This window comes from Microbacterium sp. (assembly GCF_039812165.1).
Taxonomy (GTDB): domain Bacteria; phylum Actinomycetota; class Actinomycetes; order Actinomycetales; family Microbacteriaceae; genus Microbacterium.
This window is the reverse complement of record NZ_JBDIAB010000075.1, coordinates 1-12286: the sequence shown is the minus strand read 5'-3', so window position 1 is coordinate 12286 and position 12286 is coordinate 1. Positions and strand designations below refer to the sequence as shown.

The window sequence follows — 12286 nt, the reverse complement described above, 5'->3', positions numbered from 1 at the left end:
CGACCGCGCCCCGGACGGCGTCGGCGTGCCGGCCGCGGCGGCCGTGGCGCCGCCTCCGGCGGTCGATCCGCCGCCCGCTCAGCCCTGGTCGTTCCTCGGGTGACGCGCGGCTCGTCTCACCACAGGGCGGCGGCGGCGCGCAGGGGAGCGGATGCCTCGTCCAGCCGCATGCGCTCCGACTCGGCCCGCGCGGCGAGCCCCCGCACGAACGCGCCGAGCGCGCGCCGATAGGCGTCGTCGGGGTGCGCGTGCGCGATGCGCACGAGCGGCGGGACGTCCATGTCGAGGATGAGCCGCACACGCGCCCGCGCCGCGGCACGCTGATCCGCGGCGTCGAGCACCTCGATGCCCGCCTGCAGCGCCGCGAGGTAGTCGCGGAGCACGGGCACAGCGTCCTTGTGCTGGGTGATCGACGAGCCGTCGGCGCGCTCGCGCCACCGCACGACGACGTCGGGCACGACGTCGAACGCCCGAGCCCGCGTGTACATGAGCTGCGCGACGATCTGGTCCTCGTAGAGGCGCCCCTCCGGGAAGCGCAGCCCGGCACGGCGCCAGAACTCGATGCGGCTCGCCTTCGACCACGCGACGATGTTGCCGGATGCCTCGGGGTGCTCGTGCAGCGTCGTCCCGCGGCGCTCCGGGTCGGTCGCGGCCGCGACCCATGGCTGCACGGCGCCGGCCGTGTACCCGCCCGCGGCGTCGGGCCGCAGGCGCACGTAGGCGCCGACGACGAAGTCGCTGCCGGTGGCGTCGAGCACGCCGACGAGGCGCTCCAGCGCGGTCGGCGCGAGCTCGTCGTCGGCGTCGAGGAACGCGACGAACGGCGTGTCGACGAGGTCGAGGGCGGTGTTGCGCGCGGCTCCCAGTCCGCGCCGACGCTCGTGGTGCACGACCCGGAAGCGCGGGTCGGCAGCGGCCGCCTCGTCGAACAGCGCGCCGGTGGCGTCGGTCGACGCGTCGTCGACGAGGATCGCCGTCCAGTCGCCGCGGGTCTGGGCTTGCAGCGACTCGAGGGCGTCGGCGGCGTACGGAGCGACGTCGAAGCCCGGCACGATGACCGTGATCGCTGGGGTGCTCACGGGGCCGATTCTACGGCGGGCGCCGTCGGCCGGCCCTCGGCGCCGCGGGGGAGACCGATGAACATGTCGCGGTGCAGCGAGCTCACGTGGGCCCGGGCCACCTCGGCGGCCGACCGCGCGTCGCGGTCGCGGATCGCCTGGACGAGCCGGCGATGCTCCGCGTGCGTGCCGCGGAGACGTTCGACGGGGTACGGGAGGAAGTAGCGGGTGAGCGTCCGGTACACGGCGACGTACCCGGGAGCCTCGGGCAGGCGGCTGATCTCGGCGCAGCGGAGGTGGAACGCGCGGTCGGCGCGGTGGAAGTCCGACCAGTTCGTCGCCGCCTCCGCCTCGAGGAGCAGCCGCTCGAGCTCGTCGCACTCGGCGGCGTCGGCCGTGTCGGCCGCGGTCGCGGCGATGGCCCCCTCCATGAGGCCGCGCTGGTCGATGAGCAGCCGGATCGCCTGCTCGTCGGCCCGGTAGGCGCTGACGGCGGAGTCGTGCACCTGCGGCGGGTCCAGCGTGACGAAGGTGCCGCCGCCGCGCCCGCGCCTGGTCACCAGCAGCCCGTCGTCCACGAGCGTCGCGAGCGCGCGACGGACGGTGATCTCGCTCACGTCGAGGCCGCTCGCGAGAGCCGGCATCGACGGCAGGCGCTCGCCCGGCGCGAGCAGTCCGTGCTCGATCGCGAGCAGGATGCGGGCGCGCACGGCGTCGATGGCCGACAGACGCCTGATCGACTCCGCCCCCGGCACGGCATCGAGGGTCCCGAGGGGCGCCGGCTGCTCGGCATCCGGAACGGACATGTTGCGATCTTACCGACGCCTTTCATAAACTGATCGAAATGATCACTTCACTGGGATGGTGATCGTGCGACCCGACGGAGGTGTCGAGGTGACGAGACCGTGGACGATCGCTCTCGTGCAGGCCCGGCCGCTGACCGGCTCCGACCGGCTCGACAAGCTGGCCGACGACCTCCGTGAGATCCTGACCGCACACCCGGACGTGCAGATGGTCGTGTTCCCCGAGGTCCACCTCCTCGGCGAGAAGGAGGGCGAGGACGACCCGTGGACCTACTTCGCCCGCGTCGCCGAGCCGCTGGACGGGCCGCTCGCGGCGGCCCTCGGTCGGCTGGCGGCCGATGCCGGCGTGTGGCTCGTCCCCGGTTCGATCGCCGAGCGCGGCGCGGACGGACGGATCTTCAACACCGCGCTCGTCTACGACCCCCAGGGGCGACTCGTCTCCTCCTACCGGAAGGTCTTCCCGTGGCGGCCCCACGAGCCGTGGGCCTCGGGCTCCGGTTTCACCGTCTTCGACGTCCCGGGCGCGGGCCGGATGGGCATCAACATCTGCTACGACAGCTGGTTCCCGGAGTCGACGCGGCAGATCGCCTGGCAGGGTGCCGAGGTCGTCCTCAACATCGTGAAGACCACCACACCGGACCGTGAGCAGGAGCTCGTCCTGGCCCGCGCGAACGCGATCGTGAACCAGGTCTTCTACCTCAGCGTCAACGCCGCGGGCCCGCCCGGGCGGGGCCGGAGCGTCTACGTCGGCCCGGAGGGCGAGATCCTGGCCCAGCTGCCCGACGACGCACCCGGCGTGACCCGGCTGGTGCTCGACCTCGACCGCGTCAGCGAGGTCCGCGCCCGCGGGACGGCCGGCGTCAACCGGCCGTGGCGGCAGCTGCACGCCGACGACGACCCGATCGAGCTCCCCGCGTACGGCGGCCGCATGGCGCAGGACCGCTGGCAGCTGCACGACTCCGACCCCGAGGACCACCGATGACCAGCGAGCACACCCGGCAGGCCGGCCACCCCACGCACCTCGAGCCCACCCTCGGGCTGAGATCGGTCGTCCTGTTCGGCCTGGCCTACATGACGCCGATCATCGTCCTCGGCATCTTCGGCATCATCGCCTCGGCGTCCGAGGGCGCGAGCGCCGGAGCGTATCTGCTCGCGACGGTCGCGATGTTGTTCACCGCCGCGAGCTACGCCAAGATGGCCCGGCACTACCCGGTCGCGGGATCGTCGTACACCTACGTGAGGAAGGGCCTCGACGCCCGGGCCGGGTTCCTCGTGGGGTGGACGATCCTGCTCGACTACCTGTTCCTTCCGCTCGTGATCTGGCTGATCGGCGCCGCCTACCTCACCGGCGCGTTCCCGGCGGTGCCGGCCTGGGTGTGGATCCTGCTGTTCATCGTCGTCACGACCGCGCTCAACATCATCGGGCTCAAGGTCGCCGACAAGGCCAACCTGGCGCTGATGGCGATGCAGTTCCTGGTGCTGGCGCTCTTCGTCGTGTTCGCGGTCGTCCACCTGACCACCCAGCAGGGCGTCGGCTCGCTGTTCTCGGTGAACCCCTTCGTCGGCGAGGGCGGTTTCTCGGCCATCGCGTCGGGCGCGGCGATCGCCGCGTACTCCTTCCTCGGCTTCGACGCGGTCAGCACGCTCACCGAGGACACGAAGGACGCCCAGCGCAACATCCCGCGCGCGATCATGCTCGTCGCCCTGATCGGCGGCGTCGTGTTCGTGACGGTCGCCTACGTCCTGACGCTGGTCGAGCCCGGCTCGACCTTCGAGAACTCCGAGTCGCTGGCTGCGGAGGTCGCCGCGACCATCGGCGGGTCGCTGTTCGCCGCGGTCTTCGTCGCCGGCCTCATCATCGGCCAGTTCACCTCGGGACTGGCGGCGCAGGCCAGCGTCTCGCGGCTGCTGTACGCGATGGGCCGCGACGGCGTGCTGCCGCGACGCCTCTTCGGCAGGCTCTCCGACCGGTTCGCGACGCCCGTCTTCAACATCGTGCTCTGCGGCGTCATCGGCCTGGGAGCCCTGTTCCTCAACGTCGCGACCTCGACGTCCTTCATCAACTTCGGCGCCTTCACCGCCTTCACGCTGGTCAACCTGTCGGTGATCGGGTACTTCGTCCGGCACCGCGGCTCCGGCAGCGGGCGGCGGCTCAACCCGTTCACCTACGTCGTGCTCCCGCTCGTCGGCGCGATCGTGGACGTCTACCTGCTCACGCAGCTCGACAGCAGCGCGCTGATCCTCGGCTCGTGCTGGCTGGCGATCGGGGTCGTCTACCTCCTGGTCCTCACGCGCGGACTCCGCGTGCCCCCGCCGGAGATGACGATCGAGGAATGAGGTCCGCGTCGCCGCGCCGTCGCGGCGGCGGGCGACGCGGTCGTGCCGTGCGATCTACCGATCGGCGGCCGCGACGGCGGCGACGGATGCCGCGACGGCGTCGGCCACGGCATCCAACGGCCGATCCAGACCGTGCGGGAAGGTGAACCGCACGGCCGTCTGGGCCACCTCGGGCGCAATCCCCGTCGCGAGCAGCACGTGCGAGGGCTCGTCGCTCCCCGCGGCGCACGCGGATCCGCTCGACGACACGATGCCGCGACGCTCGAGCTCCAGGAGCACCGCCTCGCCGCTCGTGCCCGCGAACGTGAAGCTCGCGGTGCCGGGGAGGCGGTGCACCGGGTCGCCGGTGAGCCGCGCTACCGGGACGGCGGCGAGGACGCGCGCGACGAAGTCCCGTACGAGCGCTCCGACGCGTTCCGCCGATTCGGCCCGCTCGGCTTCGGAGAGCTCGAGCGCGGTCGCGAAGGCCACCGCGCCGGCGACGTCCTCGGTGCCGCTCCGCCTGCCGCGCTCCTGCCCGCCGCCGTGCAGCAGCGGCTCCAGCGGCACGCGACCGCGGACGGCGAGCACGCCCGTGCCCTTGGGCGCGCCGAGCTTGTGCCCCGCGAGCGAGATGGCGTCGACGCCCAGTCCGGCGAGCGGCAGCCAGCCCGCCGCCTGCACGGCGTCGACGTGCACCGGGATGCCGCGCTCCCGCGCCACCGAGGCGATCGCCGCGACGTCCTGCACCGTGCCGACCTCGTTGTTCGCGTAGCCGAACGTGACGAGCGCGGTGTCGTCGCGCAGGGCGCGCGCCACGGCATCCGGATCGAGCCGGCCCCGCGCGTCGACGGGCACGCGCACGACGTCGACGCCGTGCAGCCGGGCGAGGTGGTCGCACGAGGCGAGGATCGACTCGTGCTCGATCGGCGTCGTCACGATCGAGCCGGGGCGTCGGCGGCGAAGCAGGTCGGCGATCGCGACGCCCTTGACGGCGAGGTTGTTCGCCTCGGTTCCTCCGGACGTGAAGACGACGTCGCCGGGTCGCATGCCGAGCACCGCGGCGACGCGGCGCCGAGCGTCGACGAGGACGGATGCCGCGGCCTCGCCCACGGTGTGGTGGCTCGACGGGTTGCCGAACTCACGCGTCAGGTACGGCAGCATCGCCGAGACCACCTCGGGGCGCACCGGGGTCGTCGCGGCGTGATCGAGGTACAGCATCGCGGGCGTCAGAGGTCGACGCGCAGGTCGAGGCCGAGGTCGAGCGCGCGGGCGGAGTGGGTGAGCGCCCCCACCGAGATCACGTCGACGCCGGTCTCGGCGATCGCGCGCACCGTGGTCAGGTCGACACCGCCGGAGGCCTCGACGGTGGCGCGCCCGGCGACCTGGGCGACGCCCGTGCGGAGGTCGTCGAGCGAGAAGTTGTCGAGCATGATCGTGCCGATGCCGGCGTCCAGCACGGCCTCGATCTGGTCGAGCCGGTCGACCTCCACCTCGACGTGCGTCGTGTGCGGCAGCCGTGCGATCGCCGCGCGCAGCGCATCCGTCACCGACGTGCCGTCGCGCGTGAGCACCGCGAGGTGGTTGTCCTTCGCCATGACCGCGTCCGACAGCGAGAAGCGGTGGTTGTGCCCGCCGCCCGCCCGCACCGCGTGCCGCTCGAACGCGCGCAGGCCGGGCGTGGTCTTGCGCGTGTCGGCGATGCGCGCGCCGGTGTACGCGACCTCGGCGACGTAGCGGCTCGTGAGCGTCGCGATGCCCGACATCCGCTGCGCGAAGTTCAGCGCGACGCGCTCCGCGGTGAGGATCGAACGCGCCGGGCCCGTCGCGCGGGCGAGCAGCGCGCCCCGCTCGAACGCGGCGCCGTCGGCGACGAGCAGCTCGACGGCCACGGCCGGGTCGGTCAGCCGGAACGCGGCCTCGAACACGGCGCCGCCGCTGAACACGCCGGGCTCGCGCGCAACGAGCTCGGCGGTCGCGGTGGACGTCTCGGGGATGAGGGCGGTGCTCGTGAGGTCTCCCCACGGGGCGTCCTCGTCGAGCGCGGCCGTCACGACGCGGTCGATCGCGGTCTTCGTCAGCATGCCGGCACCTCCTGGCGCGTCGTCACCGTGCGCGCGGGCGCGTCGTCGGTGCGGAAGTGCGCGCCGACCGATGCGGTGCGCGCGGATGCCGCGCCGACGAGCGCGGTCGCGACCGCGAGCAGGTTCTCGTCCTCGAGCTCGGCGACGGTCACGGGCGCGCGCGGGGCGGCGCGCCACGCGGCGAGCACGGATGCCGCGTGCCGCAGGCCCTCGGCGTCGCGGAGGAGCCCGGCGCGCTCCCACATCAGGCGCTGCAGCGCGTCGCGCGAGAACGCCGGGACCGACGCGCTCGGGACCGACGCGCTCGGGGCGGCGGGTCCGGGGGCGCGCGGACGGCGGGCCGCGGACGGCCAGGGCGCGTCGTCGCGCACGTCCGCGGCGACGACGTCTCCCGCGCGCGCCCCGAACACGGCGCCCTCGAGCAGCGAGTTCGACGCGAGGCGGTTGGCGCCGTGCACGCCGGTGCGGGCGACCTCGCCGACGGCGTACAGGCCGGGGACGGTCGTACGGCCCCACAGGTCGGTGACGACCCCGCCCATCAGGTAGTGCGCGGCCGGGGTCACCGCGATCGGCTCGCGCGCCCAGTCGAGGCCCCGATCGCGCACGGCGGCGTCGATCGTCGGGAAGCGGTGCGCGAGGAACGACGCCGTCTCCGTCGCGCTCGCGCGCAGCCCCGTGGCATCCAGTCGCACCGGCCGGCCGTCCTGCTCGGCCATGCGCCGCGTGATGGAGCGGGCGAGCACGTCGCGGGGGGCCAGCTCGCCGTCGGGGTGGTCGTCGAGCGCGAAGCGGCGCCCGTCGTCGTCGACCAGGACGGCGCCCTCGCCCCGCACGGCCTCGGACACGAGGAACGCGGCCGGGAACGCCGGGGACATCGGGAGGGCCGTCGGGTGGAACTGCATGAACTCGAGGTCCGCCACCGCGGCCCCGGCACGCAGGGCCGCCGCGATGCCGTCGCCCGTCGCCACCGTCGGGTTCGTCGTGTGGGCGTACAGCTGGCCCGCGCCGCCGGTGGCGAGCACGATCGCGTCGGCGCCCAGCATCCGCCGCTCGCCGTCGACGAGCAGTTCGACGCCGGTCACGCGCGCCTCGACGACCAGGTCCACCAGGAACGCGTGCTCGACCACGGCGACGCCGCTCGTGCGCACCCGCGCGACGAGCGCCTGCTCGATCGCGGTGCCGGTGGCGTCGCCGCCCGCGTGCAGGATGCGCGGGTACGAGTGCGCCGCCTCCAGGCCCTTCACGAACGCGCCGCTCTCGTCGCGGTCGAACGCGACGCCGAGCGCCACGAGCTCGCGGATGCGGGCCGGACCCTCCGACACGAGCACGCGCACCGCGAGCGGGTCGTTGAGCCCGGCACCCGCGGTCATGGTGTCGTGCAGGTGGTCGACGAGCCGGTCGTCGTCGAACAGGACGCCGGCGATGCCGCCCTGCGCGTAGCGCGTGTTGGCGTGCTCGAGCACGTCCTTCGTCACGAGGGTCACTCGGCTCCCCGCGTCGGCCGCGTGCAGCGCCGCGACCAGCCCGGCGATGCCGGAGCCGACCACGACGACCTCGACGGGAGTCGTCATGGCCGCGCCGCCAGCATGCGCTCGAGCGCGACGCGCGCGGGCTCGGCGACCGACGCCGGCACCGTGATGCGGTTGCGCACCTCGCCCGCCACGAGCCCCTCCAGCACCCACGCGAGGTAGCCGGGGTGGATGCGGTACATCGTCGAGCACGGGCACACCACGGGGTCGAGGCAGAAGATCTCATGCTGCGGGTGCTCGGCGGCCAGGCGTCGCACGAGGTTGATCTCGGTGCCGATCGCGAACGTCGTGGGCCCTGCCGCCGCCTCGATGGCCTTGCGGATGTAGTCGGTCGAGCCCGACTCGTCGGCGGCGTCGACGACCGCCATCGGGCACTCCGGGTGCACGATGACGCGCACGCCGGGGTGCTCCGCGCGCGCCCTGTCGATCTGGTCGACCGTGAACCGGCGGTGCACCGAGCAGAATCCGTGCCACAGGATCACGCGTGCGTCGCGCAGCCCGTCGGCCGACGATCCGCCGAGCGGATGCCGGGGGTTCCACAGCGGCATCCGCTCCAGCGGCACGCCCATCGCCTTCGCGGTGTTGCGGCCGAGGTGCTGATCGGGGAAGAACAGCACGCGTCGCCCGCGCGCGAACGCCCACTCCAGCACCGTGCGCGCGTTCGACGACGTGCACACGATGCCGCCGTGGCGCCCGACGAAGCCCTTGATCGCGGCGGAGGAGTTCATGTAGGTCACCGGCACGACGGGCACGAGGCCGTCCGCGTCCGGTGCGTCCAGGTCGCCGTAGACCTCCCCGAGCTGCTCCCAGCACTCCTCGACCTGGTCGATGTCGGCCATGTCGGCCATCGAGCAGCCCGCCGCGAGGTTCGGCAGGATCACGGCCTGCTCGGGGCGGGAGAGGAGGTCGGCGGTCTCGGCCATGAAGTGCACGCCGCAGAAGACGATCGCCTCCGCCTCGGGGTGCGCCTTCGCGGCGCCGGCGAGCTGGAACGAGTCGCCCACGTAGTCGGCGTGGGTCACGACCTCCTCGCGCTGGTAGAAGTGCCCGAGCACCACGACACGGTCGCCGAGGGCGAGCTTGGCGGCGCGGATGCGGCCGTCGAGCTCCTCCTCCGACGCCTCGCGGTACTCGCGGGGCAGCTCGCCCTGGCGGGGCGCGCTCGTCGGGATGACGTCGCCCATCGACGAGCCCGGGCCGTACCCGGGGCGCACGTCGAAGTTCCAGGGGCCGGCCGCGAGGTCGGTCGCGCAGGTCTCGGCGGTCGAGGCGCCGGCGACGATGGCCTGCAGCTCGTGGTCGACGCTGGGGTCGAGCACGGGGTCGGTCGGCCGGGGCAGAAGCGTCACGCGGGTCGGGTTCATGACGGTCTCCTTCACTGATGGAGCGGGCCGCGATCGGCCAGCTCGACGTCCTGGTTGTAGCGGTAGAGGCGGGCGGGGCGGTGGCTGCCGGTGCGGAAGCCCGCGGTCGGGATGAGGGTCCCCGAGCTCTCCACCTGGCGGCGGAAGTTCGCCGGGTCGAGGCGACGACCGAGGATGGCCTCGTACACCTCGCGGAGCTCGGCGAGCGTGAACTCGTCGGCGAGGAGCCCGTGGGCGATGCGGCTGTAGCCGACCTTGTTGCGCAGGCGCCACAGCGCGTAGTCGACGATCTGCGCGTGGTCGAAGGCCAGCGGCGGCAGCGCCGCGGTGTCGAACCACGCGACGTTCTCGGGGTCCTCCGGCTCGCCGGCGTGCGAGGCGTCCTCGCGCACGAGCGCCCAGTACACGATCGAGACGACGCGCGTGGGGGAGCGGTCGACGTCGCCGAACGCGTACAGCTGCTCCAGATAGCTCGGCGCGAGGCCGGTGGTCTCGGCGAGGGTGCGGGATGCCGCGGCCTCGAGGTTCTCGGCATCCCGCAGCCAGCCGCCGGGAAGCGCCCACAGCCCCTCGTGCGGGTCGCGCGTGCGGCGCACGAGCGGGATCACGACGGAGGGCGCGGCGTCGCCGGCGCGCAGGCTGAAGATCACCGTCGACACCGCGACGCGCATGTCGTCGGTCGGGGTCGAGGCGCCGTTCGCTCGGGACGCTGTTTGTGTCATGATGACTATTACCTCCGCTCCATCTTAAGGTCATTCCTACCTGAACTGCAAGTCCGGGCCGGAGCGCGCGGGGGCGGGGCCGGGCGAGGCGCATCGGCTTCTCCCAGGGAGGCCGCCTACCGTCCAGAGTCGAGCGTCGGAGGAGGGCCCGTGATCGTCGTGGACGTGCTGATCGTGGCGATCCTCGTGCTGGCCGTCGCGGCAGGCGTCGCGCGCGGGCTCTTCGCGAGCCTCGGCACGCTGCTGGGGCTCGTGGCCGGAGGCGTCGCCGCCGCGTGGCTCGTGCCGCTCGTGAACGCGTGGCTGCCGACGCCGACGCTGCGGTCGGTCGCCTCGCTCGGCGCGGCCGTCGCCCTGCTCGCGCTCGGCGCGGCGATCGGCGGCGTCATCGGCAAGGCGCTGCGCACCGGCGCCGACCGCATCCGGCTGCGCGGCGTCGAGCGGTTCCTCGGCGGCGTCGCCGGGCTGCTCGTCGCCGTGTTCGGCGTCGCGCTCGTCGCCCCCGCGATCACCCTCACCGGAGCGCCCGCGGTGGCGTCGGCGATCGCGTCGTCGCGCGTGCTGCAGACGATCGACCTGCTGACCCCCGACCCGCTCGACGCCGCGATGGCCGAGCTCCGCGGCGCGCTCGTCGAGGACGGCCTCCCACGGCTGCGCGAGCTGCTGGTGCCGGGCACCGCGCCGCTCGCGCCGCCGGTCGCGCTCGACGATCCGCAGCTGCAGCGGGCCGCGGCATCCGTCGCGCGCATCTTCGGCACCGCGTACGCGTGCGGCACCTCGTCGAGCGGCTCGGGCTTCGTCGCCGCTCCCGGACTCGTGGTCACGAACGCCCACGTCGTGGCGGGCGTCGACGACCCTGTGGTGCAGCTGCCCGGCCGCGAGGCCAGGGAGGGCCGGCTCGTCTGGTTCGACCCGGTCGACGACCTGGCCGTCATCGCGGTCGACGGGCTGGACGCCGCGCCGCTCGAGGTCGCACCGACCCTCGCCGAGGGCGCCGCCGCGGCGGTGCAGGGCTACCCGCACGGGGGACCGTTCGTCTCCGTGCCGGCGCACGTGCTGTCGGTGGGCATCGTGCCGGTGCCCGACATCTACGACGGGGGCACCGCGCTGCGGGAGATCTACGCCCTGGAGACCGACGTGCAGCCCGGCAACTCCGGCGGACCGCTGCTGAGCGCGGACGGGCGCGTCGCGGGCGTCGTGTTCGCGCGCGGCGAGGACGGCGACGCGCGCGGCTACGCGATGACGCCGACCGAGCTGGCACCGGCGCTGGCCGCCGCCTCGGCGTCGGGTCCGACCGTGTCGTCCGGCGCGTGCCTGCGCTGACGCGACGCGGGGGCGCCGGCGGTATGCTGGGAGCCGCAACTGAAGACGGCCGCACGCTGAGCGCGGGAGAGCCCCGAAAATCGCCCTCCGGGGGGAGGTTCGGGCACCGAAGGAGCAAGCCTCCCCGCCAATCTCTCAGGTCCCGCTACCGCGCTCATCCGGCCACTCTGAAAAGCGATCCCGAACATGTGCCGTTCCGTCTCGGGATCCGCCGACGGTGAAAGCCGGATCCCGCATCCGGCGAAGCTCTCAGGCCCATGACAGAGGGGGAGTTCCTCGGATGCCGATCCCGGCATCCGCCCGCAGCACGACGGGAGAACTCATGACCGAACCCCAGCAGACCCCGCTCGCCGACCGCCACGAGGCGCTCGGTGCGAGCTTCACCGACTTCGGCGGCTGGCTCATGCCGGTCCGCTACACGTCCGACCTCGCCGAGCACCACGCCGTGCGGACCGCCGCGGGCCTGTTCGACATCTCGCACATGGCCGAGTTCCTGGTCGAGGGCGAGCTCGCCGGCGACTACCTCGACGGCGCCCTCGCCGGGCGCCTCTCCACGATGCGCGTGCTCAAGGCCAAGTACAGCCTCGTGCTGTCGGCCGAGGGCGGCATCGTCGACGACGTGATCGTCTACCGGCTGGCCGCCGACCGCTTCCTCGTCATCGCGAACGCGGGCAACCGGGCCCCGGTGTGGCGGGCGCTGCAGGAGCGCGCCGAGGGCTGGGACGTCGAGGTGTCCGACATCAGCGACGACTACGCGCTCCTCGCCGTGCAGGGACCGCGTGCCGTCGACGTGCTCGCGGGCGTCGGCGAGCTCGCCGAGTACGGCACGCCGCCGGCCGACCTGTCGTACTACGCGGCGACGGATGCCTTCTTCGAGAGCTTCCCGGCGCTCGTCGCCCGCACCGGCTACACCGGCGAGGACGGCTTCGAGCTGCTCGTGCCGGTGGCCGCCGCGGGCGCGCTGTGGGACGCGCTCCTGGCCGCGGGCGCCGCGCACGGGCTCGTGCCGGCCGGGCTCGCGGCGCGCGACACGCTCCGGCTCGAGGCCGGCATGCCGCTGTACGGCCACGAGCTGTCGCTCGACGTC

11 protein-coding genes and 1 riboswitch are annotated in these 12286 nt (G+C 73.8%); of the genes, 4 read left to right on the top strand and 7 right to left on the bottom strand.

What is annotated here, in order from left to right; translation table 11 throughout:
* Positions 1-116: 116 nt before the first annotated feature.
* On the bottom strand, positions 117-1079 hold the full coding sequence (locus tag WML84_RS08000; protein ID WP_347345619.1) for a glycosyltransferase family 2 protein: 963 nt from the start codon (positions 1077-1079) through the stop codon (positions 117-119).
* Entirely contained in the window at positions 1076-1864 is a 789-nt protein-coding gene (locus WML84_RS07995) for an FCD domain-containing protein (protein ID WP_347345618.1), read from the bottom strand. Before WML84_RS07995 ends, WML84_RS08000 begins: the two co-directional genes overlap by 4 nt.
* 88 nt (positions 1865-1952) lie before the next feature.
* Between WML84_RS07995 and WML84_RS07990 the strand changes: the two genes are divergently transcribed.
* Positions 1953-2843 carry a carbon-nitrogen hydrolase family protein gene (locus WML84_RS07990; protein WP_347345617.1) on the top strand — a complete coding sequence of 297 codons (891 nt, stop codon included), beginning with the start codon at positions 1953-1955 and terminating at the stop codon, positions 2841-2843.
* On the top strand, positions 2840-4198 hold the full coding sequence (locus tag WML84_RS07985) for an APC family permease (protein ID WP_347345616.1): 1359 nt from the start codon (positions 2840-2842) through the stop codon (positions 4196-4198). The genes WML84_RS07990 and WML84_RS07985 overlap by 4 nt, the downstream gene beginning before the upstream one ends.
* Positions 4199-4252: 54 nt before the next feature.
* On the opposite strand, the gene WML84_RS07980 is transcribed toward WML84_RS07985, so the two are convergent.
* Genes WML84_RS07980 through WML84_RS07960 form a run of 5 tightly spaced genes read right to left on the bottom strand, consistent with a single transcriptional unit; the run spans position 4253 to position 9876 of the window.
* Positions 4253-5398 carry a cysteine desulfurase family protein gene (locus WML84_RS07980; protein ID WP_347345615.1) on the bottom strand — a complete coding sequence of 382 codons (1146 nt, stop codon included), beginning with the start codon at positions 5396-5398 and terminating at the stop codon, positions 4253-4255.
* A gap of 8 nt (positions 5399-5406) precedes the next feature.
* On the bottom strand, positions 5407-6261 hold the full coding sequence (nadC, locus tag WML84_RS07975) for a carboxylating nicotinate-nucleotide diphosphorylase (protein ID WP_347345614.1): 855 nt from the start codon (positions 6259-6261) through the stop codon (positions 5407-5409).
* Positions 6255-7832 (bottom strand): L-aspartate oxidase, encoded by a 1578-nt coding sequence (gene nadB / locus WML84_RS07970; protein ID WP_347345613.1) that lies wholly within the window; start codon positions 7830-7832, stop codon positions 6255-6257. Before nadB ends, nadC begins: the two co-directional genes overlap by 7 nt.
* Entirely contained in the window at positions 7829-9154 is a 1326-nt protein-coding gene (gene nadA, locus WML84_RS07965; protein WP_347345612.1) for a quinolinate synthase NadA, read from the bottom strand. The genes nadB and nadA overlap by 4 nt, the downstream gene beginning before the upstream one ends.
* Before the next feature lie 11 nt (positions 9155-9165).
* The gene (locus tag WML84_RS07960; RefSeq protein ID WP_347345611.1) at positions 9166-9876 is read right to left on the bottom strand and encodes an NUDIX domain-containing protein; all 711 of its coding nucleotides are present in this window, start codon (positions 9874-9876) and stop codon (positions 9166-9168) included.
* A gap of 150 nt (positions 9877-10026) precedes the next feature.
* Here WML84_RS07960 and WML84_RS07955 point away from each other — a divergent pair, with 150 nt between their 5' ends.
* Both WML84_RS07955 and WML84_RS07950 read left to right on the top strand, forming a co-directional pair.
* On the top strand, positions 10027-11199 hold the full coding sequence (locus WML84_RS07955) for a MarP family serine protease (RefSeq protein WP_347345610.1): 1173 nt from the start codon (positions 10027-10029) through the stop codon (positions 11197-11199).
* A gap of 53 nt (positions 11200-11252) precedes the next feature.
* Positions 11253-11360: riboswitch (glycine riboswitch) on the top strand.
* A 161-nt stretch (positions 11361-11521) separates the two neighbouring features.
* On the top strand, positions 11522-12286 hold a 765-nt coding region (locus WML84_RS07950), incomplete at its 3' end, for a glycine cleavage system protein T (RefSeq protein ID WP_347345609.1).

What these genes read in the sequence shown, in the direction of transcription:
- WML84_RS07980 (WP_347345615.1), bottom strand. Translation starts at nt 5,398, where the DNA reads ATGCTGTACCTCGATCACGCCGCGACGACCCCGGTGCGCCCCGAGGTG.
- WML84_RS07960 (WP_347345611.1), bottom strand. Translation starts at nt 9,876, where the DNA reads ATGACACAAACAGCGTCCCGAGCGAACGGCGCCTCGACCCCGACCGAC.
- nadA (WP_347345612.1), bottom strand. Translation starts at nt 9,154, where the DNA reads ATGAACCCGACCCGCGTGACGCTTCTGCCCCGGCCGACCGACCCCGTG.
- nadC (WP_347345614.1), bottom strand. Translation starts at nt 6,261, where the DNA reads ATGCTGACGAAGACCGCGATCGACCGCGTCGTGACGGCCGCGCTCGAC.
- WML84_RS07995 (WP_347345618.1), bottom strand. Translation starts at nt 1,864, where the DNA reads ATGTCCGTTCCGGATGCCGAGCAGCCGGCGCCCCTCGGGACCCTCGAT.
- nadB (WP_347345613.1), bottom strand. Translation starts at nt 7,832, where the DNA reads ATGACGACTCCCGTCGAGGTCGTCGTGGTCGGCTCCGGCATCGCCGGG.
- WML84_RS07985 (WP_347345616.1), top strand. Translation starts at nt 2,840, where the DNA reads ATGACCAGCGAGCACACCCGGCAGGCCGGCCACCCCACGCACCTCGAG.